Origin of the sequence: Ralstonia sp. UNC404CL21Col, assembly GCF_000620465.1 — a bacterium.
Taxonomy (GTDB): Bacteria; Pseudomonadota; Gammaproteobacteria; order Burkholderiales; family Burkholderiaceae; genus Ralstonia; species Ralstonia flatus.
In genome coordinates this window covers 449526-475118 of the sequence record NZ_JIBE01000003.1, presented here as the reverse complement: position 1 = coordinate 475118, position 25593 = coordinate 449526, and the positions used below count along the sequence as shown (strand labels likewise).

Genomic DNA, 25593 nt, shown 5'->3' with positions numbered 1-25593 from the left:
CGGCGCCCACCTCGTGAGCGAGCGCCGTGGGTGGGCAAGACGGTGAGAATAGCAGGCAACCGGCCCGTCTAACACTGGCCGGCTGCCGGTAACACAGCAGAAAAAAGCGTCGCTCAGGCGACTTCGGCAATCAGCTCGATCTCGACGCACGCACCAAACGGAATCTGTGCGACGCCGAAGGCGCTGCGGGCGTGCTTGCCGGCGTCACCAAACACCTCGACGAACAGTTCCGATGCGCCGTTGGTCACCAGGTGCTGCTCGGTGAACTCCTGGGTGGAGTTGACCAGGCTCATCACCTTGACGATGCGCTTGACGCGGCTGAGGTCACCGCCCAGGTGCGTGTTCAGCGTAGCGATCAGGTCGATGGCGATGGCGCGTGCGGCTGCCTTGCCTTGCTCGGTCGTCATGTCGGCGCCCAGCTTGCCAACCCACGGCTTGCCGTCTTTCTTGGCGATGTGGCCGGACAGGAAGACCTGATTGCCGGTTTGCGCGGCCATGACGTAGGCGGCAGCGGGGGCGCCGGCGGCGGGCAGTTCGATGCCGAGTTGCTTGAGCTTGGCCTGAGCGTCGTGCGAGGCGGTCATGAAGACTCCTTGGTAAGTGCGGTCAACAAAAGAGGGAAGACGTTGCTATCGGCGGACCGACGTGCGCCGGCCGATGCCGACCACGGCAATGACGGCCAGCGCAAACAGCACGGTCGGCGCATCGAGCGATTCGCCCAGCAGCAGCCAGCCGCCGATCAACGTCATGAAAGGTTGCAGCAATTGTATCTGGCCGACCCGCGCAACACCGCCCGCTGCCAGGCCGGAATACCAGAACAGGAAGCCGATGAACATGGAAAAGGCCGATACATAAGCCAGCCCCATCCACGCCCGGGACGACGCATGCGCCAGCGCCTCGGCCTGATGTGTGGACGGCAGCCATGCCAGCGCGCCCACCAGCGGCAGCAGCACCGGCAGGGAGACGACCAGCGCCCAGGCAATTGTCTGCATGCCGCCCAGCTCGCGCGCGAGCCTGCCGCCGGTGGCATAGCCGAGGGCGCCCGTCACCATGGCGGCGAAGAGGAGCCAATCGGCGCGGTGGAGGGCGCCCGCACCCTGCAGCAGCGCAAATGAGACGACGAGCACGCTGCCAATGACCGCGCACAGCCAGAACCCGGCGGACGGCCGCTCGCGCCCGAACCACGCGGCAAAGATGGCGGTCGCAAGCGGCAGCAGGCCCGTGATGATGGCGCCATGGGCGGCCGGCACATCGCGCATCGCCAGCGACGAGAACAGCGGAAAGCCGACCACCACGCCCATCGCCGTCACCGCCAGTTGCCAGCATTGATTGCCGCGCGGGCGCTTGCCGGCCGAGAACGCGCCCGTGGCCCCGAGCAGCACGAGCGCCAGAACGCTTGCCAGCACCGCGCGCGCCAGCGCCACGAAGGTGGCATCCAGTTCGGCGACGGCCATGCGCGTGAACGGCAGCGTCTGGCTGAAGATGGCCACGCCGATAAAGCCCAGCAGCAGCCCGCGGCGTTCAGCGTGGTCAATGTGTGGTGTGGGCAGGGTGACGGACTTGTTCATGGCGGCCGCTCAATCGGCAAACGCCACGGCGACGCGTCGGTTCTGGCGGCTTTTCTTTTCGATCTTGGTGACGACCACGCGGCCGATTTCACCGGTCGCCCGCACATGGGTGCCGCCGCACGGTTGGCGGTCGATGCCGTCAATGTGGATGATGCGGATGGCTGAGGCGCCTGCCGGCGGCGCTGCGCCGATGGTGCGCACGAGTTCGGGTTGCGCGGCCAGTTCTTCCGGCGTGATCAGGTCGATGCGCACCGGCGTGTTCCGGCCGATGAGTTCGTTCAGCTGCGTGGTCAGCGTGTCGCGGTCGAGCGTCGATTCCGGCAGGTCGAAATCGATGCGGCCGGCATCTGGCGAGATACCGCAACCCGTGACCGGCACCGGAATCAGCGAGCCCAGCAGGTGCAGGCACGTATGCAGCCGCATCAGGCGGTGCCGGCGCTCCCAGTCGATGGTGGCCGTGACCGGCGTGCCGGGCTTGAGCGGGGAGAGGTCTGCGCCGTCGGCAGGCACATGCAGAACGGTTTGGCGATCAGCGCTGTAGACGGTGTCGGCAATCGCAAGGGTGTGCCCATCGGCCAGGACCAGCGTGCCGGTGTCGCCCGCCTGGCCGCCGCTGCGGGCGTAGAACACCGTGGCGTCCAGTTCGATGCCTTCCGGATGCACGGCGACGATGGTGGCGTCGCAGGTGGCGCGGTAGGCGTCTTCATCAAAGCGTTTCAACGTTGGCATCGGGGGCGTCTCCGGGTTCGCTGGGGGCAGAATTCTGACCTTGATCCTACCGAACTGCGTCTGTACAGTACCTGTACACTTTGTCGTGGCGCTTTCTGTACAGTTTTCGGCCCGCTTCTGCCTACCTTGTCATGAATTCCACCTCCCACATCATCAGCCTGGATGCCCGCCGCGCGGCCGCCCGCCCGGCGGCGGAGCAGTTGCCCGACCCGATTCCGTCGGCGCAGATGACGCTGGTGGATCAGCTCACCGAATGGGCGCGCATGCGCATCGACGAGCGCGTGTTTCGTGCCGGGATGCGCATGCCGTCGATCCGGCAACTGGCGCAGGAGAAAAGCATTTCGCGCTTCACCGTGGTGGAGGCGTACGAGCGGCTGGTGGCGCAGGGGTATCTGGAATCGCGCCGCGGTTCGGGCTTCTACGTCAAGGAGCGCCAGGCGCCATTGCCCGAAGAGCCGGTCGCGCCGCCGCCCACCGCCGCGCGCAAGATCGACGTGACGTGGCTGCTGCGGAACATGTTCCATTCCGCCGAGCCACGCAAGGCGCCCGGCATCGGTTTTCTGCCCAACGGCTGGCTCGACGGCGAACTGATCGCCAACGCGCTGCGCACGCTCGGCCGGCAGAACGGCAACCAGTTTCTGGCGTGGGGATCGCCGCAGGGCTTCTTGCCGCTGCGCCAGCAGTTGCAGACGCGGTTGGCGGAGCTGGAGATCGGCGCGCGGCCGGACCAGATCGTCATGACGTCGGGCATCACCTCGTCGCTTGACCTGATCGCGCGCCAGTACGTGCAGCCCGGCGATACGGTGCTGGTGGGCGACCCGGCGTGGTTCCTGATGTTCGGCCGCTTTGCCGCGCAAGGGGCGCAGGTGATCGGCGTGCCCTACACCGCCGAGGGGCCCGACCTGGTGGCGCTGGAGGGGCTGGTGCAGGTGCGCCGGCCCAAGCTGCTGATCATCAACTCGATCCTGCATAACCCGACCGGCACGTCGCTGTCGGCGGCCAAGGCGTTTCAGTTGCTGCGGCTGGCCGAGCAGTACGGCTTCCTGATCGTCGAAGACGATATCTACGGCGATCTCGCCCCGCCCGGACATCCCGGGACACGGCTGGCCAGTCTGGACCAGCTGCGCCGCGTGATCTACCTGAGCAGCTTCTCCAAGACGCTCGCGGCCAACCTGCGTGTAGGGTTCATTGCCTGCCACCCCGAGCTGGCCAAGAACCTCGTCGACGGCAAATTGCTGACGGGCCTCGTCACGCCGGAGATCAACGAGCGCGTGCTCTACAAGATCCTGACCGAAGGCCATTACCGCAAGCATGTCGAACGCATACGCGCCCGTCTGGACCGCGCCCGCGACGGCGTGCAGCGCAGCCTGGAGCGCATGGGCCTGAAGCTGTTTGCGCAGCAGGGGGCCGGCATGTTTCTCTGGGCCGATACCGGTCAGGACACCAACGCCATTGCCCGCGCCGGGCACGAACAAGGCTATGTGTTTGCGCCCGGGAGCCTGTTTTCGCCGTCGCAGATGCCGTCGACGTGGATGCGCTTCAACATTGCCACCAGCGCCGATCCGGAGTTGCTGCGGTTTCTGGCCGAGCAGCTCGATCGCGGGGCTTGAAAAACGGCCGCCACGCCTTATCTAGCCTCACAAATTCATGCGGGCGCACGCGCAAGGTGTAGCCCGCTTCTCTTTCCACTTTCCAGACTTTTTATGCACACCATGAGCGCACCGCACGAGAAGATGGCTTTCCAGGCAGAAGTGAAGCAGCTTCTGCATCTGATGATCCACTCGCTGTACAGCAACAAGGAAATCTTCCTGCGGGAGCTGGTTTCCAATGCGTCGGATGCGGTCGACAAGCTGCGCTTCGAGGGCATCGCCGATCCGTCGCTGCTGGAAGGCGGCGGGGAGCTGGGTATCCGCATCGGCTTTGACGCTGCCGCGCGCACCATCACCATTGCCGACAATGGCATCGGCATGAGCCGCGACGAGGCGATCCGCAACCTCGGCACCATCGCCCGCTCGGGCACGCGCGAGTTCTTCAGCCAGCTGTCGGGCGACCAGCAGAAGGACGCCGCCCTCATCGGCCAGTTTGGCGTGGGCTTCTACTCGGCGTTCATCGTGGCCGACCGCGTAACGGTGGAATCGCGCCGCGCCGGCGTGCCGGCCGAAGAAGGCGTGCGCTGGGAAAGCACGGGCGACGGCGAATTTACCGTCGACACGATCGAACGCGCGGAGCGCGGCACCACCATCACGCTGCACCTGCGCGAAGGCGAGGACGATTTCCTCTCCGCCTGGCGCGTCAAGTCGGTGGTGCAGAAGTATTCGGACCATATCTCCCTGCCGATCCAGATGCGCAAGGAAGCATGGGACGAAGAGAAAAAAGCGATGGTCGCCCAGGACGAATGGGAAACCATCAACCAGGGCAGCGCCCTGTGGGCACGCCCGCGTGCTGACGTGACCGACGATCAGTACATCGCCTTCTACCAGCACATCGCGCACGAAAACGGCAAGCCGCTGGCCTGGACGCACAACCGCGTGGAAGGCCGCAGCGAATACACGCAGCTGCTGTACATCCCGACCAACGCGCCGTTCGACCTGTGGGATCGCGAGCGCCGCAGCGGCCTGAAGCTGTACGTCAAGCGCGTCTTCATCATGGATGACGCCGAGCAACTGCTGCCGGGCTACCTGCGCTTCGTGAAGGGCGTGATCGATTCGACGGACTTGCCGCTGAACGTGTCGCGCGAAATCCTGCAGGAAAGCCGCGACGTGAAGGCCATCCGCGAGGGTTCCACCAAGCGCGTGCTGGGCATGCTCGAATCGATGGCCGAGTCGGATGACGCCGCCGAGAAGGAAAAGTACGCCACGTTCTGGCAGAACTTCGGCCAGGTGCTCAAGGAAGGCATCGGCGAAGACCATGCCAATAAGGACCGTATTGCGAAGCTGCTGCGCTTTGCTTCCACGCACAACGAAGACAGCGCACAGACCGTTTCGCTGGCGGATTACATCGGCCGCATGAAGGAAGGTCAGGACAAGATCTACTACGTGACCGCCGAAAACTGGACGGCCGCCAAGTCGAGCCCGCATCTGGAAATCTTCCGCAAGAAGGGCGTGGAAGTGCTGCTCCTGACCGACCGCGTGGACGAGTGGATGCTCTCGTTCCTGCACGACTTCGAAGAGAAGGAACTGGTGTCGGTGGCGCGTGGCGATCTCGACCTGGGCGCCTTGGAAGACGAAGCCGAGAAGGCCGAGCACGCCAAGGTGGAAGGCGAGTTCAAGCCGTTGGTCGAGCGTGCCAAGGCGGTGCTGGGCGACAAGGCCAAGGACGTGCGGATCACGCATCGCCTGACCGATTCGCCGTCGTGCCTGGTGGCCGATGAAGGCGATATCAGCGGCACGCTGGCCCGTCTGCTGAAGCAGGCCGGCCAACAGGCGCCCGACAGCAAGCCGGTCCTGGAGCTGAACCCGACGCATCCGCTCGTGCGCAAGCTCGCGCTGCTGGAAACCGTGACCGGCAACGAAGCCGACCGCGCCGCGTTCGAGGATCGCATTCACGTGTTGTTCGATCAGGCGCTGCTGGCGGAAGGCGGCGCTTTGACCGACCCGGCGGCTTACGTCCAACGCGTGAACCGTCTGCTGGCCTGACGACGAGCGTGACGCTCAAGCGATGCTTTCCGCCTGTGGTCGACGCGCACACGCGCGTGCTGATCCTGGGCAGCCTGCCCGGCGAAGCATCGCTTGCGCAATCGCAGTACTACGCCTACAAGCACAACCAGTTCTGGCGCCTCGCCGGCGAGGTGATCGGCGAGGACTTGCCGGGCATGGAATACGCAGCGCGCTTGCAGGCGCTGCTCGCGCATCGCATCGGCTTGTGGGACGTGGTGGCTGAAGCCAAGCGCGAAGGCAGTCTCGACAGCAAGATTCGGGACCTTGCCGGGAATGACCTCGCGGGCTTGATCGCTTCGTTGCCGGAACTGGCGGTCATTGCCTTCAACGGCGGTACCGCCGCGCGCATCGGCATGAAGGCGCTGGGCGATATTGGCGATCGCCACACCATCCTCAAACTTCCTTCCAGCAGTCCTGCCTATGCAGCCGTGCCGTATGCCCAGAAGCTGGCGGCGTGGCAGGCGCTGCGTGAGTGGCTGTCGTAGCGCGCGACCTGGCCAGCCGCTGTACTGGATAGTCGCGTCAGGTGGCGTGCAGGCACGCCCTGCGCCGGCCGAATCGCTGGCCTACACTGTGCCCTGCGCGAGAAAGCGCGGCGCCGACGGATCGTTCGCTGCCACAACAACGGATACCAAGGAAATCAGCTCCATGACCACACCTTCGATGTACGAGTTTCTCGTCCCGACTGCCAACCGCATGCTTGGCAACCTGTCGGCGCTGCTCGACAAGGCGGCCGCCTACGCAGAAGCGAAGAAGTTCGACCCGGCCAACCTGATGACCGCGCGTCTTGCGCCGGACATGCATCCGTTCACGCGGCAGGTGCAGATTGCCTGCGATCAGGCCAAGGGCGGTGCGGCGCGTCTGTCGGGCAACGAGGTGCCGTCGTACCCGGATGAGGAGACGACCATTCCGGAGCTGAAGGCGCGCATTGTCAAGACGCTCGCGTTCGTCAACAGCATCGACCCCGCGGCGTTCGCCGGCAGTGAAGATCGCCAGATCACGCTCAAGAGCCCGACGCGCGAACTGCAGTTCACGGGCATCGATTACCTGCGCGGTTTCGTGCTGCCGAACCTGTATTTCCATGTCACCACGGCCTACGCGCTGCTGCGCCATAACGGCGTGGAAATCGGCAAGATGGATTTCCTCGGCCGCCCCTGAGAAGCGCTGCGCTGGAGAACCACGCCGGCCGCGTGATGACAGGCGCCGGCGTGCATTGTCGAACGAGCGGTCCAACCGCGGCTCCATGCGGATTCCGGGCCGTCAATGCGCAAACGTTAAGGGCCTGACACACCCGCCCCGCAGCGCATCTGTCACAATCGCGCCCGAGGCCGACGCGGGGGGGCGTCGGTGCATTTCACTACCGGGCCTTCACATGCCGTTTCTTGGAATCGGGTTTCACGTCATCGTCGCGCTGTTTTTTGCGGTGCACGTCGTGCGCAACAACCAGAACATGTACTGGTTGTTCATCCTGTTTGCGTTTCCGTTGCTGGGCAGCGTGGTGTATTTCTTCGCGATCTATCTGCCGGAGATGCGCCACTCGCGCGGCGCCCGCGTTGCCAGCCGCGCTGTGACGCAACTGATCGATCCGAACCGCGCCGTGCGCGAAGCCCGCAACGATTTCGACCGCGCGCCCACCGTGCAGCACCGCCTGCGTCTGGGCGAAGCACTGCTGGAAGCCGGCGATGCGAAGGAAGCGCGCCAGCACTTCGAGCAGGCAGCGACCGGCCCGTTTGCCGGCGACCCGGCCGTGCTGCTCGGCCTGGCGCGCGCGCAGTTCGCCACGGGCGAGGCGGCGCTCGCCAAGGACACGCTCGACAAGCTGTTCGAAGCGCATCGCGTGACACGCCAGCAGCCCGACCCCACATTGCTGTACGCACGTGCATTGGCCGCGACGAACGCGCCGAATACGCGTGAAGCGTTCGAGCAGGCCCTGACCTGCGCGAACGATGCCGCAGCCCGTTGCCTCTTCGGCGAATGGCTGCTCGCGCAGAACAACGATGCCGACAAGCAGCGCGCGCAGGCCCTGTTTGAAGAAATCCTGCGCGACGCCAAGCACTGGACGCGCTACGCCAAAGACCACAATCGTGAATGGCTGCAGCGTGCCGCGGCCGCTCAGTCTTCTTCCCGTTGATCCGCTTTATGACGCTGTTGAAACGTAAATCCATCGAGGCCGTCGCCTCGCGCCGTCCGGCCCGTGCCAAGCGCGAAGACCGCCAGAGCCACGATGACGAACCGAAGCGCATGGCCCCGCGCTTTGCGCCCGTCACGTTCTCTGAACTGGCGGGGGTCCGCTATCTGCACTTCGGTACCGAATGGGTGCAGGGCGCCATGCGGCTGTCCAAGCCCGATGCCATCGAGCTGGAATATGCGCAGCAGATGATGGCGTGGCTGCTGTTTCTCGACCCGGCTGCGCGAGCGGACTTCCGCGTCGTGCAACTGGGTCTCGGCGCTGCCGCGCTCACCAAGTTCTGCCACCGTCACCTTGCGCCCGCGCAGGTGACGGCGGTGGAGCTGAACCCGTCGGTGATCGTCGCGGCGCGCAGCATGTTCGGCCTGCCGTTTGACGACGCCCGGTTGAGCGTGCTCGAACAGGACGCCTACGACTGGGTGATGGACGCCAGCCACCACGGCACCGTCGATGCATTGCAGATCGACCTGTACGACGCCACCGCGCGCGGCCCCGTGCTCGATACGCCGGCGTTCTACAAGGCTTGCCGCCAGGTGCTGCGCTCGCCGGGTGTGATGACGATCAACCTGTTTGGCGACCACACCAGTTTCCCGCGCAATATCGAGCGCATCTGCGACGCGTTCGACAATCGCGTGCTGGTCTTTCCTGAAGTGCACGACGGCAATGTGATCGCGCTTGCGTTCAATGGGCCGCCGCTGCACGTCAGTTGGGAAGATGTGCAGGCGCGCGCCGCCGCGCTGCAGGCCTCGCTCAAGCTGCCGACCAAGGGTTGGGCTGACGGTTTGCGCAGTGCCAACGCCGGCCAGGAAGACGCGCTGTCCATCTGATCGCTGCCGCGTGCCGCCCATGCAAAACGCCCCGACTTTCGGGGCGTTTGCTTTTGTGCGGGGCGCTCAGGCGGCGTCGCCCATGCCTGGCATCTGGTCGATGAAGCCGGTCACCGTGTGCATGCGGTCGCCTTCGATGCGTACGAAATCGGTACCCTTGACCAGCGCCTGCCCCTCGGGGCCGAGCGTCCAGCGGAAGCGGATCGTGTCCTGCACGACATCCGCGCCGCCGTCGCGCGCAAAGCGGAAGCCGGGGAACTTCGCCTGCACGCCCGCAATGAGCGCCTCGATGTCGTCATGGCCGGCGCCCTGCATCAGCGGATCGACATACGTGGCGCTCTCCGTCCAGGTTTGCGCGACGAGGGCGCGGCGTTGTGCAGCGTCTGTTGCGTTCCACGCGGCGATGTAACGGTCGACCAGCGTATCGGCGAGCGTGTCGTTGGCGGCGAGTTGGGTGGCGGTCATGACGTTTCTCCGTTCGAAGTGGGAAGCTTGCCAGCGCGGTGATGGGGCATGCGCTGGATGGCTTCATCTTCGGCGGCAGCGTGGATGGTGTCGATTACGCGTCAGGTAATCACCGTGTCCACGCCCGGAGAAACGCTCGGAAGCGCGTTACTTCGATAGCAACCGCATCGCCGATTCCAACCCCGCAATCGTCACCGGATACATCCGCGTCTTCATGATCTGGTTGATGACCGAGATGGATTGGCGGTATTCCCACAGGCCTTCCGGCTCGGGGTTGAGCCAGACAAATTTCGGGAACTGTTCGATCAACCGCTTGAGCCACGTGGCGCCGGCTTCGGCGTTGTTGTATTCCACCGAGCCGCCGGCCTGCAGGATTTCATACGGGCTCATGGTCGCGTCGCCCACGAAGATCAGCTTGTAGTCGGGCGGGTATTTGCGGATGACGTCCCAGGTGGAGAAGCGTTCTGCGTGGCGGCGCCGGTTGTTCTTCCACAGCCATTCGTAGACGCAGTTGTGGAAGTAGTAATACTCGAGGTGCTTGAACTCGGTCTTGGCGGCGGAGAAAAGTTCTTCCACGCGCTTGATGTGGTCGTCCATCGAGCCGCCCACATCCATCAGCATCAGCACCTTGACGTTGTTGTGCCGCTCGGGGCGCATCTTGATGTCGAGCATGCCGGCGTTGGCGGCGGTGGAGTGGATGGTGTCGTCCAGGTCCAGCTCGATGTCGGCACCGTCACGCGCGAACTTGCGCAGGCGGCGCAGCGCCACCTTGATGTTGCGCGTGCCCAGTTCGACGGTGTCGTCGTAGTCTTTGTACGCGCGTGCTTCCCACACCTTGACCGCGGTGCGGTTGCCCTTCGATGGCCCGCCGATGCGGATGCCTTCCGGGTTGTAGCCGCCGTGCCCGAACGGCGACGTGCCACCCGTGCCGATCCATTTGTTGCCACCTTCGTGGCGCTCGTGCTGCTCGTTCAGCAGTTCTTTCAGCCGCTCCATCAGTTTGTCGAGGCCGCCCATGGCTTCGATCTTGGCCTTCTCCTCGGGCGAGAGTTCGCGCTCCAACTTCTTGGTGAGCCAATCCAGCGGAATGTCCGCGCGCCAATCGACCGCGCCTTCCACGCCCTTGAAGTAGGCGCCGAACGCTTGGTCAAACTTGTCGAAGTGCTTTTCGTCCTTCACCAGCGTCATGCGCGCGAGGAAGTAGAACTCGTCGAGCGACGGCGCGATGACCTGCTGCTTGAGCCCTTCCAGCAGCGTCAGGTATTCCTTGACCGAGACCGGCAGCTTGGCGTGCCGCAGCGTGAAGAAGAAATCGATGAGCATGGTGGTCCTCCGGCGCTCAGGCGCGCGGTTGCTCGAGCTTGTATTGCAGATGGCGTTTCACGGTCAGCCATTCCGATTCAATGATCGAAAACACGACCGTGTCGCGGAAGCTGCCATCCGGCATGCGTTGGTGGTTGCGCAGCACGCCGTCCTGCTTGGCGCCGAGCCTGGCGATGGCGGCTCGGCTCTGGTGATTCATCCAGTGCGTGCGGAATTCCACGGCAATGCAGCGCAGGGTTTCGAACGCATGCGTGAGCAGCAGCAACTTGCATTCCGTGTTGACGCCCGTGCGCTGTACCGATTTGGCGTACCACGTGTGGCCGATTTCGAGCCGGCGGTTGGCTTCGTCGACGTTGAAGAGGCGCGTCGCACCGACCACCTTGCCGGGCTGTCCGTCACGCATATCGCGCACGACAAACGGCATCGCGCCGAGGCGTTCGCGCATGTCCAGCGCAATGGCCAGCCACTCGCCGGTCTTGTCGGGCGACGGGACGGACGTGTACCAAAGCTTCCACAGCTCGCCCTCAGCGGCCGCGGCGCGCACTTCGTCCTCGTGTTCCGGGCCGAGCGGCTCCAGCCAGGCGTGCTGGCCGGACAGCGTGACGGGCTCGATCAGGCGCGGCATGGCGGGCTCGCTCAGCGATTGGCGCGGTTCATGAACACCAGGCGCTCGAACAGGTGCACATCCTGTTCGTTCTTGAGCAGCGCCCCGTGCAGCGGCGGAATCGCGGCGTTCTTGTCCTGGCTGCGCAGCGATTCCGGCGGAATGTCTTCGGCCAGCAGTAGCTTGAGCCAGTCGATCAGCTCGGACGTCGACGGCTTCTTCTTCAGCCCCGGCAGGTTGCGCATCTCGTAGAACGCATCCAGCGCAGCCTTGACCAGCGCCGGCTTGATCCCCGGATAGTGCACATCGACGATGGCCTGCATCGTCTCGGCATCGGGAAACTTGATGTAGTGGAAGAAGCAGCGGCGCAGGAACGCGTCGGGCAACTCCTTCTCGTTGTTCGACGTGATGATCACCAGCGGGCGATGCTTGGCGCGGATGGTTTCGCGCGTTTCGTACACGTAGAACTCCATGCGATCCAACTCGCGCAGCAGATCGTTCGGGAATTCGATGTCGGCCTTGTCGATCTCGTCGATCAGCAGCACGACGGGTTCATCCGCCTCAAAGGCCTGCCACAGCACGCCCTTGACGATGTAGTTGCGGATGTCGTGCACCTTGTCATCGCCGAGCTGGGAGTCGCGCAGGCGCGAGACGGCGTCGTATTCGTACAGGCCCTGCTGGGCCTTGGTGGTCGACTTCACGTGCCACTGCAGCAGCGGCATGCCCAGCGCGGCGGCCACTTCCTCAGCCAGCATGGTCTTGCCCGTGCCCGGCTCGCCCTTGATGAGCAGCGGACGCTGCAGCGTCATCGACGCATTGACGGCGAGCTTGAGGTCATCGGTGGCGACGTACTGGTCGGAACCTTCGAAGCGGGTGCGCTGGTCGGATGGGGCAGGCGAGGGGGTGGTGTTCATCGTGCAAGCCTACTGAGCGGTAAAAGATTTGGAAACGGCCAGTATAAGAGCATTTGGGTGTTTGACGCCGGGCGTGAGCTGGGCGGGTTGAGGGCGGCCGCGCCGTGCCATTCCTTGCTGTCAAGTCACGGGAGCCCTAACTGGACTGGCAAAAAAACGGTGCGGTACAATGCGCCGGTTTGACGCACCTCAAATGACCGTCTTCTGGCTTGTTGCCAACGGCGGGTGAATGCGCCCAGCGAGACAGCCGGCTGAGACGAGCCAAGCCGGCAGGGCGAGCAGGATTCTGAAACTCCACGCTTAAGAACGAGATGAAAAAGATCCTCACCATGGTGGCCGCCTTGGGCACTTTAGGCGCACTGGCCGCAGCCAACAGCGCCGCCGCTGCCGACGTTCAGGGCAACGCTGCCGCCGCCGAAAACAAGGTCGCCATGTGCATCGGCTGCCATGCCATCCCCGACTACAAGACGTCGTTCCCCGAGGTGTATCGCGTGCCCTATCTGGGCGGCCAAAACGCCAAGTACATCGAAAGCGCGCTGCATGCGTACCAGAAGGGTGACCGCAAGCACCCGACGATGCGCGCCATCGCCGGCTCGCTGACGGATCAGGACATCGCCAACCTGGCCGCCTACTACGCAGCGCAGACGCCTGCCACCCAAAACAATCCCCAGAAGTGACGAGGAAGAATATGAAGAAGATCTCGCTCGCAATCTCGTTCAATCTGGGCGCGCTGATGCTGGCTGCCGCCGTGTCGGCGCAGGCTGCTGATCTGGAAAAGGGCAAGCAACTGGTGGAGAAGGGCGCCTGCGCGGCCTGCCACGGTGCTGGCCTGAACGCACCGATTTCGCCGGACTATCCGAAGCTCGCCGGTCAGCACGGCGACTACATTTATCATGCGCTGCTGGCCTATCAGACCAGCAACAACCCGCTGGTGGGCCGCAGCAACGCCATCATGGCGGGCCAGGTCAACAGCAACCCTGCCACGATCGGTGCCGACGGCAAGCCGCGTCCGTTCACGCAGGCTGAGCTGAAGGACATTGCCGCGTACATCGAGTCGCTGCCGGGCTCGCTGGTGCTCAAGAAGTAATGCGGCATCGCCGGTAAATAAAAACCGCTCTTCGGAGCGGTTTTTTGTTGGCGTCAGAGCGTCAGGTTCAGCGGGCCGTGGCGCGTTTGCGCACGCATTCGATGTAGGCATCGCCGTCGGGCGGCAGGCCGGTGCGTTGCGCCGTCCACAGCATCTGGCCCAGGCATTCCATCACCTGATGCTGGGCTTCGTGCGGGGAGTCGAGCCGCTGCGCCAGTGCCTCATAAGCGGCGCGAATGCCGCGCGGTTGATCCACCGACACCTGCTCGCTGATCGACAGGTGCATCGACAAGTGAAGAAACGGGTTGCTCTGGCCGCTTTCCGGCGTGTAGTCGCGAGCGAGCGCTTCTTCGCCGGCTTCCAGGGTGTCGTGGTACTCGGGATGCTGCAGCATCCAGTCGAGCGCCATGGCTTCGAGCGGCGTGAGGATTTCTGCCAGGCGGTGCTTGCGCCACGCGCCGCAGAAGAATTGACGGACTTCGTCGCGGGAGGGATTGAACATGATCCCGGCATTGTACCGGCGCGCCTCGATGCCTGCCGGGCAGCTTCGCGAGACGGCAACGCTACAATGGCGCCCGCTCCCGCAGAGGTCGATTCCAACAAAAACGCCGCCCCTCATGAGACAAGCCGCCGATTCCCCCCTCGCAGCACGCGCCGCTGACAAGCTCCTCGGCGTGCTGCTGATCGCCGTGTCCGCCGCATCCTTCGGCGCGATGGCCATCTTCACGCATTACGCCTATGCGAGTGGCGCCAACGTGGTCGGTCTGCTGATCGTGCGCTTTGTGATCGCGGCCGCGGCGCTGATGGTCGTGATGCGTGTCCGCCGCATCGGCATACCGCCGTGGTCGCGCGTGGCCGGGCTGGCGGCAATGGGCGGCATTGGTTACGCCGGGCAGTCGTTCGCGTTTTTTACGGCGTTGAACTACGCACCGGCCAGCCTGGTGGCGCTGCTGCTGTATCTGTATCCGATGTTCGTGACGGTGCTGGCGGCGATTTTCCTGCGCGAGCGGCTGACCACCACGGCGATCATCGCGCTGGTGCTGTGCTCGGTCGGCGCGGGGCTGACGGTGGGCGGTGCGGGCCTGTCGGGCGGCAGCCTCCTCGGCATCGGGCTGGGTGTGGCCTCGGCGGTCATTTACTCGATCTACATCACGGTCGGTGCACGGGTTACGCGTGGGCTCGATCCACTCGCGTGCACGACCGTCATCTGTACCGCCGCGGCGGTCGTGTACACCGGGATGGCGTTGCTCGGTGCGCCGGCGCATCTGCCGGGCACGTTCAGCGGCTGGGCCGCGGCGCTGGCCATTGCCGGCTTGTCGACGGTGGTGGCCATCCTGACGTTCTTTGCTGGCTTGCAGAAGTTGGGGGCCGCGCAGGCGTCGATGCTGTCGACGCTGGAGCCGGTGGTGACCGTGCTGCTCGCGGCATTGCTGCTCGGCGAGTCGATCGCGCCCATGCAGATGACCGGCGGCGCATTGATTCTGGCGGGCGTGCTGTGGCTCACACGTGCAGATGCGAAACCCGCTGGGCACGGTGCAGACGACATGGCCTGAAGCCGAATCCACAGTCCAACCAACAAAAAACCGCCCAGCGTGAACTGGGCGGTTTTGCTTTCTGCCAGAGCCGATTACTTCTTCGGCCCGCCCGGCAGGCGTTGCAGGCTCTGCACCCGCATCAGGGCCGGACGATCGGCCATCACGCCATCGTAGAACGAAGCCAGGTCACTCTTGAGCGCGGTGCGCGACGCATCGTTCAGATAGATCATGTGGCCCGACGGGTAATTCTTGATCGTCAGGTTCTTCGCCTTCAGCGTCGGGTCGAGCGGCATTTGCGCCAGTGTCAGCTCGGTCTGGTGGAACGGCGTGACGGCGTCGAAATAGCCGCTGGCCTGCAGCACCTTCAGGTCGGGGTTCAGGCTCATCGTCGAGGCGAGGTCGCCAGCGGTGTACAGCGTGTTGCCGCCGCCCTTGTTGGCGCCCGTCGGGTCGATGTGGCTGAAGTCCCAGTTGTTGAACACGGCGTCGTTCAGGTCCACGAACGACGAGGTCGACGTGTACTTGAGCTGGGTGTTCAGGTAGCTGTTCCACAGCACCGTGTACGCGCCGCCGATGTTCGAGATCGACGGATCGTTGCTGCCCGAATTCGGCAGGATGAACGGCGCGATGCCCTGGCCCGTGTAGTTGGCGCGGCCGTCATACTGGCCGATCTGGATACCCGGGTTGAGCGTCAGGAAGAACGTGTACGGCGGGTTGTTGTTCTGCGACGGAACGTTGCCCAGCGCCGCCGGATTGCCGAACGTCTGGATCAGCGAGACCGGGTCGGTGCCGATGTACGAACCCATCGTCTGTGCCGTCGACAGGTTCAGGTTCAGGCGCACGTTGACGAAGCCGCCGTCTGCGGCGCTCGGGGCTTGCGCCAGCGGTGCGAGCGTGTTGTCGGCGTAGTTGCGGGCCTGGACCATGTAGCTGTCGAGGTCGGTCGGCGCGGGGTTGAGCGTCGTCTTCTTCCAGTAGAAGGCATCTGCGGCCAGCGTCGGGAAGGTTCCGACGGCCGACAGCGCATTCGCGTAGTCGAGGATCGACGATTGCAGCGTGATCCCGTTCAACTCGATGCCATCCTCATGCAGCACCCACGACAGCACCGCGCTGCGCGCCGTACCGTACGACTCGCCGTACAGGAACTTGGGCGAGTTCCAACGCGAGTTCTTCGTCAGATAACGCTGGATGAAGCGGTCGATGGAGCGCGCGTCCTGGTCGGTGCCCCAGAAGTCTTTGTTCTTGGCCGGTGCGATGGCCGCCGAGTATCCGGTGCCCACGGGGTTGATGAACACGAGATCGGAGCGGTCGAGCAGGCTGTCCGGGTTGTCGGGCAGTTTGTACGGTGCCGGCGGCGTGAAGTTCGGGAACGACGACTGCAGCCGCTTCGGCCCAAACGAGCCCAGCAGCAGGAACACCGACGACGAGCCTGGGCCGCCGTTATAGAAGAACGTCACCGGACGCGGTTTTGCCGGATCGGGGTTGTCCTGCGTGTACGCCACGTAGAACATCGTCGCGTTGGATTGGGACGTGACGGGGTCGATGGTCGTCAGGTGGCCGGCGGTGGCGGTGTAGGCGATGCTCTTGCCGCCGATCGTCACCGTGTGGTGCGTGATGGCCGCACTTTCGCCCGGATCGGCAGCAAGCGCGTCGTTGGGCCCGGTGCCGTAGACGTTCGGGTCGACGTAAGGCTGGTCGGGCGGCACGGCGGCCGTCACCGGTTGCGTGGTTGCGTTGCCGGCGTTGGTGGCAACGCCGCTCGGGTTAGCCGCGGCGGACGAGTCGCCACCGCCGCAACCTGCCAGCAGCACCGCGGATAGCGCTGCGGCCGCAAACGATACACCGAGGGTCCGGGACAATCCTGCAAAATCACTGGTCGATAACCTGGATTTTTTCATGGCGATAATGGCCTTTTTCAGGGTGACGAACGCCATCACTTAAAACGTGTGGTTTTAAGTGGGCTCCATATTCGATTTGCGTTTTGTAATTTCTCTGCGACGCGAAACGAATATTCTGATTTCCCGCCTTGTCTGCGGAAATGAATGCAATCGGTTTTTGTTTGGTAAAAGAAGCCCCTGAAATCCGATCGGATTTCAAAAATAGAACGGCTCTGGAGTCAAGCCCGCAGCGCGTTTGCGCAAAGTCTGCAACGTCCGTGCAAAAGCGTCGGGATGAATGCGGCTACGCGCCTGCTTTAACTCGGGCGCGAATCCGATACGTCCAACTCTGCGGGTAATGCAATGACGAACGAAAAAGTAGTTCGTAAGGAAACCGTTGTAAAGGGCTGTTTTTTATCGTACGCGATGCACTGTAAAAATAACCATGTTGATGCAGATGCATCGCGGCAGATGCGATTAAATACAAAGAAGGCATGCCGTTTCTTCTAAAGCCACCGGCCTGCCGATGGAAGGCAGGGCGCCCATCCGGAGCGTGCGGGTGTCCGGCGCGCGCGGATACGGCGCATTACAATGCGCTCCTCAACTTTTTCCGGAGCACCTTGCAATGCCGATGCTTGAACCGTCCGCGCTGGACCAACTGTTCCACGCAGCCCGTACGCATAACGTGTGGCTGGACAAGCCGGTCGATGACGAACTGCTGCACACGTTGTATGACACCGTAAAGTACGGCCCGACCGCCGCCAACAGCACGCCGGCCCGCTTCGTGTTCGTCAAGAGCGCTGCCGCCAAGGAACGCCTGATTCCGTGCATGTCGGCCGGCAATCAGGAAAAGACCCGTCAGGCGCCCGTGGCCGTGATCGTTGCGTATGACACGCAATTCCACGAGCAACTGCCCAAGCTGTTCCCGCACACCGACGCGCGCTCGTGGTACGCCGGTGACCAGGCCAAGATCAACGCAGCCGCGCTGATGAACGGCTCGCTGCAGGGGGGCTATCTGGTGCTTGCTGCCCGTGCGCTCGGCCTGGACTGCGGCCCGATGGCCGGCTTCGATGCCGACAAGGTGAACGAGACGTTCTTCCCCGATGGCCAGTGGAAGGTCAACTTCATCATGAACATCGGCTACGGTGACGCCGAGAAGCTGCACCCGCGCAACCCGCGTCTGTCGTTCGAAGAGGCGTGCAAGATCATTTAAGCCACGATCCGTCACGCAAGGAAAACGGGGACGCGCATCAGACGGTGCGGTCCCCGTTTTTCATTCCTTCGGCGCCGGTGTCTTCGGCCTGAATTCACACAGCGGCTCGATGGCGCAATGCCAACACTCGGGCTTGCGGGCCTTGCACACATAGCGCCCATGCAGGATCAGCCAGTGGTGCGCGTCCTGCCGAAACTCTTCCGGCACCACCTTCAGCAGCTTCAGCTCGACCTCAAGGACGTTCTTGCCCGGCGCCAGCCCCGTGCGATTGGCGACGCGAAAAATGTGCGTGTCGACCGCGATTGTCGGCTCACCGAAGGCCGTGTTCATGACCACGTTGGCCGTCTTGCGGCCCACGCCGGGCAGCTCTTCGAGCGCGGCGCGGTCACGCGGCACTTCGCCGCCGTAGTGGTCGAGCAGGATGCGGCACGTCTGCAGGATGTGCTTGCACTTGGTCCGATACAGCCCGATGGTCTTGATGAATTCGGTGATGCCTTCCTCGCCGAGCGCCAGCATCTTGGCGGGGGTATTGGCCACCGGAAACAGCTTGCGCGTCGCCTTGTTCACGCCCACGTCCGTTGCCTGTGCGGACAGCAGTACCGCAATCAGCAGCTCGAACGGCGTGGTGTATTCCAGCTCGGTGGTCGGCGTCGGGTTGTTTTCGCGCAGTGTCTCGAAGATGGCGCGGCGCTTGGCGGGATTCATCGTCGGGGCCGGGGTCAGGGTTTGTCTGCGTCGGGTTTGGCGCTGCGTTCGATCTGGCTCGCGATGCGCTTGCGGCGCGCTTCGGCCTCGTCGATCTGCGCTTGCACATCCGCCGACACGTTGGTCACGTTGCGCGGACCTAGCCCGCGCGCGGCCATCTCGGCCTGCTTCTGGCGCGCCCGTTCGATCGCAGCCTGGATGATCGCCTTCTTGCGCGCCTGCGCGGCGAGTTCAGCGTCATCGGCCGGTTGCTCGGCGCTCACCGCTGCGAGTTTGGCCGCGGCCTTGGCGGCGAGGCGCGCTTCGTTCTCGGCTTGTTCGCGCTTCAGGCGCGCGTTGCGGAAGACGTAGCGGTCTCGTGCGACATCGGCCTGTTGCTGGCTCCAGGCATCCCAGCCTGTGCGGTCGCCGGTGACGGGGCGCATGTCGATGCAGTCGACGGGGCAGGGCGGCACGCAGAGGTCGCAACCGGTGCACCAGTCTTCGAGCACCGTGTGCATTGCCTTGGGCGCACCCACGATGGCGTCGACCGGGCACGCCTGGATGCACAGCGTGCAGCCGATACAGCGTTCCGGGTCGATGACTGCGATGGCGCGGGGCTGTTCGATGCCGTTGGACGGGTCCAGCGGCAGCAGGTCGCCCGTGCGGCCAAGTGCGTCGGACAGCCGGCGAATACCTTCCGCGCCGCCGGGTGGGCAGCGGTTGGGGAGGGCCTCGCCGCTGGCCATGGCTTCAGCGTAGGGGCGGCAGCCGTTGTAGCCGCACTTGGTGCATTGCGTTTGCGGCAGGAGGTTTTCGAGCCGGTCGGCCAAGGTTGCGGCCACTGCGGGGACCAAGGAAACCACGATGGGACTGATCGTTTGAATAGCCTGCCATTATCGCCGATTTGCCGCCCGCGCAAGCGGTGCATGCCCTGACATGCCATACCGCGGGCATGTCTTAACCCTATGACATAATTCCTGCGTTCTAAACGGACCGAGGTGCCATGCCGTCTCACCCAGCCGCGCCGCTTGTCGACATCGAAGCCGATGCTCATGGCGAATCCGCCGCACCCCGCACGCGTCGCGACCCCGCCGGCACGCGCCGACGCATCCTTGCTGCTGCAATCGAGGAGTTTGCGCGCGGTGGATTTGCCGGCGCGCGCGTCGACGCCATCGCCCGTCGCGCCGAGACGAACGAGCGCATGCTGTATTACTACTACGGCAGCAAGGAAAAGCTCTTCCTCACCGTGCTCGAGCACATGTATTTCCGCTTCAAGGAGGCGGAAGAGCAGGTGCAGATCGAGTCGTCGGACCCGCGTGAAGCGGTCATCCAGCTTGCACGGTTCGTCTGGGATTTCTATTACGAGAACCCCGAGTTCATCCGTCTGCTCAACAGCGAAAATCTGCATGAGGCGCGGCATCTGAAGACGTCGCCGCACTTGGTCGAGTTGGTGAACCCGGTCATCGAGGTATTGCGTGGTGTCGTGGAGCGCGGCCAGCGCGCCGGCATCTTTCGCGATGACGTCGATGTGTCGCGTCTGTATCTGACGATCTCGGCGCTGGGCTATTACGTGCTGTCCAACCGGTACACGATCAGCGCCGTGGTAGGGCGCGACATTGCCTCCGCCGACGAGCATGAAGCCTTCGCGCAGCTGCATATCAAGATGCTGCTGGCGTACCTCGACCGGCCCAGGGGTTGATCGACCGCGCTCCGGCAGGGTCGTCGCCAAACAAAAAAGCCTCGCAGTTGCGAGGCTTTTTCTTGGGTGGCTCAGGCTTAGGCGACCGCCTTGATGCGCGGTGTGCTTTCTTCGTAGCGGCGGATGAAATCGCGCAACTGCGGATACACCTGCTCGCGCCAGCGGCGGCCGGAGAAGATGCCGTAGTGGCCGCACTTCGGTGCCGTCAGGTGCTGCTTGCGCGCATTGGGAATGCCGGTGCAGAGGCCATGTGCGGCTTCGGTCTGGCCGCTGCCCGAGATGTCGTCCAATTCGCCTTCGATGGTGAAGAGCGCGGTGCTCTTGATGTCCTGCGGGCGCACCGGCTTGCCTTCCACCACCCACGTACCGTTGGCCAGGTGGAATTCCTGGAACACGTCGCGGATGGTCTCGAGGTAATACTCGGCGGCCATGTCCAGGACGGCGTTGTACTCGTCGTAGAAACGCACGTGGGCTTCGGCGTCTTCCGTGTCGCCTTCGACCAGGTTCAGGTAGTAATCGTAGTGCGATGACAGGTGGCGGTCCGGGTTCATCGCCACAAAGCCGGCGTGTTGCAGGAAGCCCGGATAGACCTTGCGGCCGTGGCCCGGATAGTTGGCCGGCACCGTGTAGATCACGTTGTTCTCGAACCAGCTGTGCGACTTGTTCGTCGCCAGGGAGTTGACGGCGGTCGGGCTCTTGCGGGCGTCGATGGGGCCGCCCATCATGGTCATCGTGCGCGGCGTCTTCTCGCCGTCCGAGGCCATCAACGAGATGGCGGCCAGCACCGGCACCGTCGGCTGGCACACCGAAATCACGTGCAGCTTGTCGGCGCCAATGTAGTTGATGAACTCGCGGATGTAGTTGATGTAGTCCGACAGGTGGAACGCACCTTCTTCGACCGGCACCATGCGGGCGTCGATCCAGTCGGTCACGTAGACCTTGTGATCCTGCAACAGCGTGCGCACGGTGTCGCGCAGCAGCGTGGAGTGGTGGCCCGACAGCGGTGCGCACACCAGCACGACCGGCTCATCCTTGAGCAGCTTGATGGTCTCGGCGTCGTCAGCGTAGCGCTTGAAGCGGATCAGGCGGCAGAACGGCTTCTCGATGATGGTCTGCTCGACGATCGGAATGTCGCGGCCATTGGACTTGACGGAGCGGATGCCGAATTCCGGCTTCTCGTACTCCTTGCCCAGGCGATACAGCAGCTCGTAGCCCGCAGCGTAGCGTTGCGCGCCGGGCATCAGGGACAGCGGACTCAGGGGGTTGGTGAAGGTCTTGGCAGTTGCCTGCGCCCAAGCCGTCATGGGGCTGAGCAGGGCGCGCTGGAATTCGTGAAGCTGGTAAAGCATGGCTGGAGCGGTCTCTGGTGGCGAAGGCGACGCAAACGATTATGCACCTGGGTGCAGGTTACTGCGATGCAGCATAAACCCTGATAACGGAGTGTTGCGCTGCTTCTATGATGCGCCCGTGTCAGTCTAGTCCGATGCAGCAAAAAAGCGGCCGAAGCCGCTTTTCTTTTTGCAATTGCCGGTGGGGCGTGACGCCTACAGCACCTTACAGAACATCAGCAATGGCATTCACCACGGCGTCGATGTTGTGCGTATTCAGCGCGGCCACGCAAATGCGGCCGGTCGACACGGCGTAGATGCCGTGCTCGGTACGCAGGCGATCCACTTGCGCCGAGGTCAGGCCCGAGTACGAGAACATGCCGCGCTGGGCCTTCACGAACGAGAAGTCGGTCTTCACGCCCTTGGCGGCCAGCTTGTCGACCAGCGCGTTGCGCATCGACTTGATGCGATCGCGCATTTCGCCCAGTTCCTGTTCCCACATCGCGCGCAGCTCGGGGCTCGTCAGCACGCTGGCGACGATGGTGCCGCCGTGCGTCGGCGGGTTCGAGTAGTTCGTGCGGATCACGCGCTTGACTTGCGACAGCACGCGCGTGGCTTCGTCCTTGCTGGTCGTCACGATCGACAGCGCGCCGACGCGCTCGCCGTACAGCGAGAACGACTTCGAGAACGAGCTGGAGACGAAGAACGGCAGGCCCGATTCAGCAAACAGACGCACGGCCAGGCCGTCTTGCTGGATGCCGTCGGCAAAGCCCTGGTAGGCCATGTCGAGGAACGGGATCAGGTTCTTGGCCTTGATGACTTCCACGACCTGCTTCCACTGCTCGGTGGTCATGTCCACGCCGGTCGGGTTGTGGCAGCAGGCGTGCAGCACCACGATCGTGTTCGGCGCGTAGCTGTTCAGCGAATCCATCATGCCGGCGAAGTTCAGGCCGTGCGACGGGGCATCGTAGTAGGCATAGTTGACGACTTCGAAACCGGCCGACTCGAACAGGGCGCGGTGGTTTTCCCAGCTCGGGTCGGAAATCGCGACCTTGGCGTTCGGGTACAGACGCTTGAGGAAGTCGGCGCCGATCTTCAGCGCGCCGGTGCCGCCCAAGGCTTGCGCGGTGACCACGCGGCCTTCGGCGATCAGCGGCGATTCTGCGCCGAACAGCAGCTTCTGCACGGCCTGGTCATAAGCGGCGATGCCTTCGATCGGCAGGTAGCCGCGCGGGGCAGCGGCGGCCAGGCGGGCCTTTTCGGCTTCCTGCACGGCGCGCAGCACCGGAATTTTCCCTTCGTCGGTGAAGTACACGCCCACGCCCAGATTCACTTTGGTGCTGCGGGTATCGGCGTTGAAAGCTTCATTCAGGCCCAGGATGGGGTCGCGCGGGGCCAGTTCGACGGCAGAGAAAAGCGACATGAGATGTCTCGATCGGTTGGTTCGGAATTCGGTGGGATCTTGCAGGCGGTGCGGCGCAGACTCCGGGGCGGCTCGCCCGGCGCCGGATGTACAACGAGGCGCGCACGAAGATGGATTGTACCGAATACACGCTCTAATCGCCCGAAAAATCCTTGCAGAACAGGTGCCTAAAGCGTTTTGACGGGCGGTACAGATGCGTCCCGCCGCGGTGTCCAAACGATTGCCCGGGCCGCACGCTACACTAGACGATTGGTTGCAATTGCCGCTGCCGCCCTCATTTGCTGAGGACGTGCAAGTCACTTTGTCGACTTCCTGCGCTGCCATCCCACCCGCCGCCATGACCGATCTGAGCCAAGTCCCCAGCCCGCACGACGAGTCGAAGTTCGTGACTTTCGAGGGTTCGCCGTTCCAGTTGTACCAGCCGTATCCGCCGGCCGGCGACCAGCCGGAGGCGATCCGCCAGCTCGTCGAGAACATCGAAGACGGCCTGTCGTACCAGACACTGCTGGGCGTGACGGGCTCGGGCAAGACCTTCACCATGGCCAATGTGATCGCGCAGGTGGGGCGTCCGGCGATTGTCTTTGCGCCGAACAAGACCCTGGCCGCGCAGCTGTATTCGGAATTCCGCGAGTTCTTCCCGCGCAATGCTGTCGAATACTTCGTCTCGTACTACGACTACTACCAGCCTGAGGCCTATGTGCCGCAGCGCGACCTGTTCATCGAGAAGGATTCGTCGATCAACGAGCACATCGAGCAGATGCGGCTCTCCGCGACGAAGAGCCTGCTGGAGCGCCGCGATGTGGTGATCGTGGCGACCGTCTCGGCCATCTACGGTATCGGCAACCCGAGCGAATACCACCAGATGATCCTGACGCTGCGCGCGGGCGACAAGGTCAGCCAGCGCGACGTGATCGCACGCCTGATCGCCATGCAGTACACGCGCAACGAGACGGATTTCCAGCGCGGGACCTTCCGCGTGCGCGGCGACACGGTCGACATCTTCCCTGCCGAGCATGCAGAAATGGCGGTGCGCCTCGAGCTGTTCGACGACGAAGTCGAATCGCTGCAACTGTTCGATCCGCTGACGGGCCGTGTGCGGCAAAAGATTCCGCGCTTCACGGTGTACCCGTCGAGCCACTACGTGACGCCGCGCGAGACCGTGCTGCGCGCCATCGAGACCATCAAGGCCGAACTGCGCGAGCGGCTCGATTTCTTCTACAAGGAAAACAAGCTGGTGGAAGCGCAGCGGCTGGAGCAGCGCACGCGCTTCGATCTGGAGATGCTGCAGGAGCTGGGCTTCTGCAAGGGCATCGAAAACTATTCGCGGCACCTGTCCGGCTCTGCGCCGGGTGAACCGCCGCCGACGCTGGTCGATTACCTGCCGCCGGATGCGCTGATGTTCCTGGATGAATCACACGTGCTGATCGGCCAGCTCAACGGCATGTACAACGGTGACCGCGCGCGCAAGGAAACGCTGGCCGAATACGGTTTCCGCTTGCCTTCTGCGCTCGACAACCGGCCGCTCAAGTTCGCCGAATTCGAAACCAAGATGCGGCAGGTGACGTTCGTGTCCGCCACGCCGGGGGATTACGAAAAGAAGACGGCGGGCACGGAAGTCGTCGAGCAGGTCGTGCGCCCCACGGGCCTCGTCGACCCGATCATCGAGGTGCGTCCGGCGACAACGCAGGTCGACGATCTGCTGTCTGAAATTCATGTGCGCGTCGAGGCTGGCGAGCGCGTGCTGGTAACGACGCTCACCAAGCGCATGGCCGAGCAGTTGACCGAGTTTCTGTCGGAGAACGGCATCAAGGTCCGCTACCTGCATTCGGACATCGACACCGTCGAGCGCGTGGAGATCATCCGTGACCTACGACTGGGCACCTTCGACGTGCTGGTCGGCATCAACCTGCTGCGCGAGGGCCTGGACATTCCCGAGGTATCGCTCGTGGCGATCCTGGATGCGGACAAGGAAGGTTTCCTGCGCGCCGAGCGCTCGCTCATCCAGACCATCGGCCGCGCGGCGCGGAACGTGAACGGTACCGCCATCCTGTATGCGGATCGCATGACCGATTCAATGAAGAAGGCGATCGACGAAACCGAGCGCCGCCGTGCCAAGCAGATCGCCCACAACGAGGCGCACGGCATCACACCGCGCGGCGTGGTCAAACGCATCAAGGACATCATCGACGGCGTGTACAACGTCGACGATGCGCGCGCGGAGCTGAAGGCCGCGCAAGAGGCTGCCAAGTACGAAGACATGAGCGAGAAGCAGGCGTCCAAGGAAATCAAGCGCCTGGAAAAACAGATGCTCGACCACGCCAAGAATCTCGAATTCGAAAAGGCGGCGGCGGTGCGCGATCAGCTTGCCAAGCTCAAGTCGCAGCTCTTTGGGGCGAGCGGCGAAGACCACATCGTTCCGGCCGCCTGAATCGCGCGGTCGCCGCTTGAAACCTCGCCACCTCGTTGCAGG

At 63.8% G+C, this 25593-nt stretch carries 25 protein-coding genes; 12 read left to right on the top strand and 13 right to left on the bottom strand.

Annotated elements, in window-relative coordinates:
- Window positions 1–113: 113 nt before the first annotated feature.
- From N511_RS0102290 to N511_RS0102280, 3 genes are read right to left on the bottom strand one after another with little or no spacing between them, the layout of a single operon-like run.
- Entirely contained in the window at window positions 114–584 is a 471-nt protein-coding gene (locus tag N511_RS0102290; RefSeq protein WP_009238591.1) for a RidA family protein, read from the bottom strand.
- Between the two features lie 45 nt (window positions 585–629).
- The gene (locus N511_RS0102285; RefSeq protein WP_027677816.1) at window positions 630–1568 is read right to left on the bottom strand and encodes a DMT family transporter; all 939 of its coding nucleotides are present in this window, start codon (window positions 1566–1568) and stop codon (window positions 630–632) included.
- A 9-nt stretch (window positions 1569–1577) separates the two neighbouring features.
- Window positions 1578–2297: an alanyl-tRNA editing protein gene (locus tag N511_RS0102280; protein WP_027677815.1), complete on the bottom strand. Its 720-nt coding sequence runs from the start codon at window positions 2295–2297 to the stop codon at window positions 1578–1580.
- Window positions 2298–2428: 131 nt separating this feature from the next.
- Here N511_RS0102280 and N511_RS0102275 point away from each other — a divergent pair, with 131 nt between their 5' ends.
- The 6 genes from N511_RS0102275 to N511_RS0102250 all read left to right on the top strand — a co-directional run bounded on the left by N511_RS0102275 (window position 2429) and on the right by N511_RS0102250 (window position 8968).
- Window positions 2429–3907 (top strand): aminotransferase-like domain-containing protein, encoded by a 1479-nt coding sequence (locus tag N511_RS0102275; RefSeq protein WP_027677814.1) that lies wholly within the window; start codon window positions 2429–2431, stop codon window positions 3905–3907.
- Window positions 3908–4009: 102 nt separating this feature from the next.
- Window positions 4010–5932, top strand: a complete 1923-nt coding sequence (gene htpG / locus N511_RS0102270; protein ID WP_027677813.1) for a molecular chaperone HtpG — start codon at window positions 4010–4012, stop codon at window positions 5930–5932.
- A gap of 8 nt (window positions 5933–5940) precedes the next feature.
- On the top strand, window positions 5941–6438 hold the full coding sequence (locus N511_RS0102265; protein WP_027677812.1) for a DNA-deoxyinosine glycosylase: 498 nt from the start codon (window positions 5941–5943) through the stop codon (window positions 6436–6438).
- Between the two features lie 163 nt (window positions 6439–6601).
- Window positions 6602–7111, top strand: a complete 510-nt coding sequence (locus N511_RS0102260; protein WP_027677811.1) for a DUF1993 domain-containing protein — start codon at window positions 6602–6604, stop codon at window positions 7109–7111.
- A 214-nt stretch (window positions 7112–7325) separates the two neighbouring features.
- Window positions 7326–8084 (top strand): tetratricopeptide repeat protein, encoded by a 759-nt coding sequence (locus N511_RS0102255; RefSeq protein ID WP_027677810.1) that lies wholly within the window; start codon window positions 7326–7328, stop codon window positions 8082–8084.
- An 8-nt stretch (window positions 8085–8092) separates the two neighbouring features.
- Entirely contained in the window at window positions 8093–8968 is an 876-nt protein-coding gene (locus N511_RS0102250) for a spermidine synthase (protein ID WP_027677809.1), read from the top strand.
- Between the two features lie 66 nt (window positions 8969–9034).
- Here N511_RS0102250 and N511_RS0102245 read toward each other — a convergent pair whose 3' ends face one another.
- The 4 genes from N511_RS0102245 to N511_RS0102230 form a co-directional block, all read right to left on the bottom strand.
- Window positions 9035–9433, bottom strand: a complete 399-nt coding sequence (locus tag N511_RS0102245; RefSeq protein ID WP_027677808.1) for a nuclear transport factor 2 family protein — start codon at window positions 9431–9433, stop codon at window positions 9035–9037.
- A gap of 147 nt (window positions 9434–9580) precedes the next feature.
- Window positions 9581–10756, bottom strand: coding sequence for a vWA domain-containing protein (locus tag N511_RS0102240; protein ID WP_012761614.1), 1176 nt, complete (start codon window positions 10754–10756; stop codon window positions 9581–9583).
- A 16-nt stretch (window positions 10757–10772) separates the two neighbouring features.
- A complete protein-coding gene (locus N511_RS0102235) occupies window positions 10773–11381 on the bottom strand; it encodes a GNAT family N-acetyltransferase (protein WP_027677807.1) in 609 nt (202 codons plus the stop codon).
- 11 nt (window positions 11382–11392) lie between these two features.
- Entirely contained in the window at window positions 11393–12274 is an 882-nt protein-coding gene (locus N511_RS0102230; protein ID WP_027677806.1) for an AAA family ATPase, read from the bottom strand.
- A gap of 311 nt (window positions 12275–12585) precedes the next feature.
- Between N511_RS0102230 and N511_RS0102225 the strand changes: the two genes are divergently transcribed.
- Both N511_RS0102225 and N511_RS0102220 read left to right on the top strand, forming a co-directional pair.
- Window positions 12586–12951: a c-type cytochrome gene (locus tag N511_RS0102225; RefSeq protein WP_027677805.1), complete on the top strand. Its 366-nt coding sequence runs from the start codon at window positions 12586–12588 to the stop codon at window positions 12949–12951.
- Window positions 12952–12962: 11 nt separating this feature from the next.
- The gene (locus N511_RS0102220; protein WP_027677804.1) at window positions 12963–13361 is read left to right on the top strand and encodes a c-type cytochrome; all 399 of its coding nucleotides are present in this window, start codon (window positions 12963–12965) and stop codon (window positions 13359–13361) included.
- 67 nt (window positions 13362–13428) lie between these two features.
- Here N511_RS0102220 and N511_RS0102215 read toward each other — a convergent pair whose 3' ends face one another.
- Window positions 13429–13863: a DUF1841 family protein gene (locus tag N511_RS0102215; RefSeq protein ID WP_027677803.1), complete on the bottom strand. Its 435-nt coding sequence runs from the start codon at window positions 13861–13863 to the stop codon at window positions 13429–13431.
- A 115-nt stretch (window positions 13864–13978) separates the two neighbouring features.
- Between N511_RS0102215 and N511_RS0102210 the strand changes: the two genes are divergently transcribed.
- Complete coding sequence (locus N511_RS0102210) at window positions 13979–14914, top strand: DMT family transporter (protein WP_027677802.1); 936 nt, start codon at window positions 13979–13981, stop codon at window positions 14912–14914.
- A gap of 74 nt (window positions 14915–14988) precedes the next feature.
- Here N511_RS0102210 and N511_RS0102205 read toward each other — a convergent pair whose 3' ends face one another.
- Complete coding sequence (locus N511_RS0102205) at window positions 14989–16794, bottom strand: S10 family peptidase (RefSeq protein WP_197032024.1); 1806 nt, start codon at window positions 16792–16794, stop codon at window positions 14989–14991.
- A 604-nt stretch (window positions 16795–17398) separates the two neighbouring features.
- Here N511_RS0102205 and N511_RS0102200 point away from each other — a divergent pair.
- On the top strand, window positions 17399–17986 hold the full coding sequence (locus N511_RS0102200; RefSeq protein WP_027677800.1) for a malonic semialdehyde reductase: 588 nt from the start codon (window positions 17399–17401) through the stop codon (window positions 17984–17986).
- A gap of 60 nt (window positions 17987–18046) precedes the next feature.
- Here N511_RS0102200 and nth read toward each other — a convergent pair whose 3' ends face one another.
- Window positions 18047–18691: an endonuclease III gene (gene nth / locus N511_RS0102195; protein WP_027677799.1), complete on the bottom strand. Its 645-nt coding sequence runs from the start codon at window positions 18689–18691 to the stop codon at window positions 18047–18049.
- A gap of 14 nt (window positions 18692–18705) precedes the next feature.
- Complete coding sequence (rsxB, locus tag N511_RS0102190; protein WP_027677798.1) at window positions 18706–19536, bottom strand: electron transport complex subunit RsxB; 831 nt, start codon at window positions 19534–19536, stop codon at window positions 18706–18708.
- Between the two features lie 140 nt (window positions 19537–19676).
- On the opposite strand from rsxB, the gene N511_RS0102185 reads away from it, so the two are divergent.
- A complete protein-coding gene (locus N511_RS0102185; RefSeq protein ID WP_027677797.1) occupies window positions 19677–20372 on the top strand; it encodes a TetR/AcrR family transcriptional regulator in 696 nt (231 codons plus the stop codon).
- 77 nt (window positions 20373–20449) lie between these two features.
- On the opposite strand, the gene N511_RS0102180 is transcribed toward N511_RS0102185, so the two are convergent.
- The gene (locus N511_RS0102180; RefSeq protein WP_027677796.1) at window positions 20450–21721 is read right to left on the bottom strand and encodes a polyhydroxyalkanoate depolymerase; all 1272 of its coding nucleotides are present in this window, start codon (window positions 21719–21721) and stop codon (window positions 20450–20452) included.
- A 205-nt stretch (window positions 21722–21926) separates the two neighbouring features.
- Window positions 21927–23123 (bottom strand): amino acid aminotransferase, encoded by a 1197-nt coding sequence (locus tag N511_RS0102175; protein ID WP_027677795.1) that lies wholly within the window; start codon window positions 23121–23123, stop codon window positions 21927–21929.
- A gap of 337 nt (window positions 23124–23460) precedes the next feature.
- Between N511_RS0102175 and uvrB the strand changes: the two genes are divergently transcribed.
- Entirely contained in the window at window positions 23461–25551 is a 2091-nt protein-coding gene (uvrB, locus tag N511_RS0102170; RefSeq protein WP_027677794.1) for an excinuclease ABC subunit UvrB, read from the top strand.
- Window positions 25552–25593: the final 42 nt, after the last annotated feature.

Coding starts and splice junctions, on each gene's coding strand:
- N511_RS0102285 (WP_027677816.1), bottom strand. CDS start 1,568: ATGAACAAGTCCGTCACCCTGCCCACACCACACATTGACCACGCTGAA.
- N511_RS0102230 (WP_027677806.1), bottom strand. CDS start 12,274: ATGAACACCACCCCCTCGCCTGCCCCATCCGACCAGCGCACCCGCTTC.
- N511_RS0102275 (WP_027677814.1), top strand. CDS start 2,429: ATGAATTCCACCTCCCACATCATCAGCCTGGATGCCCGCCGCGCGGCC.
- N511_RS0102220 (WP_027677804.1), top strand. CDS start 12,963: ATGAAGAAGATCTCGCTCGCAATCTCGTTCAATCTGGGCGCGCTGATG.
- N511_RS0102250 (WP_027677809.1), top strand. CDS start 8,093: ATGACGCTGTTGAAACGTAAATCCATCGAGGCCGTCGCCTCGCGCCGT.
- nth (WP_027677799.1), bottom strand. CDS start 18,691: ATGAATCCCGCCAAGCGCCGCGCCATCTTCGAGACACTGCGCGAAAAC.
- htpG (WP_027677813.1), top strand. CDS start 4,010: ATGAGCGCACCGCACGAGAAGATGGCTTTCCAGGCAGAAGTGAAGCAG.
- N511_RS0102260 (WP_027677811.1), top strand. CDS start 6,602: ATGACCACACCTTCGATGTACGAGTTTCTCGTCCCGACTGCCAACCGC.
- N511_RS0102290 (WP_009238591.1), bottom strand. CDS start 584: ATGACCGCCTCGCACGACGCTCAGGCCAAGCTCAAGCAACTCGGCATC.
- N511_RS0102205 (WP_197032024.1), bottom strand. CDS start 16,794: ATGAAAAAATCCAGGTTATCGACCAGTGATTTTGCAGGATTGTCCCGG.
- N511_RS0102180 (WP_027677796.1), bottom strand. CDS start 21,721: ATGCTTTACCAGCTTCACGAATTCCAGCGCGCCCTGCTCAGCCCCATG.
- N511_RS0102240 (WP_012761614.1), bottom strand. CDS start 10,756: ATGCTCATCGATTTCTTCTTCACGCTGCGGCACGCCAAGCTGCCGGTC.
- N511_RS0102245 (WP_027677808.1), bottom strand. CDS start 9,433: ATGACCGCCACCCAACTCGCCGCCAACGACACGCTCGCCGATACGCTG.
- N511_RS0102255 (WP_027677810.1), top strand. CDS start 7,326: ATGCCGTTTCTTGGAATCGGGTTTCACGTCATCGTCGCGCTGTTTTTT.
- uvrB (WP_027677794.1), top strand. CDS start 23,461: ATGACCGATCTGAGCCAAGTCCCCAGCCCGCACGACGAGTCGAAGTTC.
- N511_RS0102225 (WP_027677805.1), top strand. CDS start 12,586: ATGAAAAAGATCCTCACCATGGTGGCCGCCTTGGGCACTTTAGGCGCA.
- N511_RS0102185 (WP_027677797.1), top strand. CDS start 19,677: ATGCCGTCTCACCCAGCCGCGCCGCTTGTCGACATCGAAGCCGATGCT.
- N511_RS0102175 (WP_027677795.1), bottom strand. CDS start 23,123: ATGTCGCTTTTCTCTGCCGTCGAACTGGCCCCGCGCGACCCCATCCTG.
- N511_RS0102215 (WP_027677803.1), bottom strand. CDS start 13,863: ATGTTCAATCCCTCCCGCGACGAAGTCCGTCAATTCTTCTGCGGCGCG.
- N511_RS0102200 (WP_027677800.1), top strand. CDS start 17,399: ATGCCGATGCTTGAACCGTCCGCGCTGGACCAACTGTTCCACGCAGCC.
- N511_RS0102210 (WP_027677802.1), top strand. CDS start 13,979: ATGAGACAAGCCGCCGATTCCCCCCTCGCAGCACGCGCCGCTGACAAG.
- N511_RS0102235 (WP_027677807.1), bottom strand. CDS start 11,381: ATGCCGCGCCTGATCGAGCCCGTCACGCTGTCCGGCCAGCACGCCTGG.
- N511_RS0102280 (WP_027677815.1), bottom strand. CDS start 2,297: ATGCCAACGTTGAAACGCTTTGATGAAGACGCCTACCGCGCCACCTGC.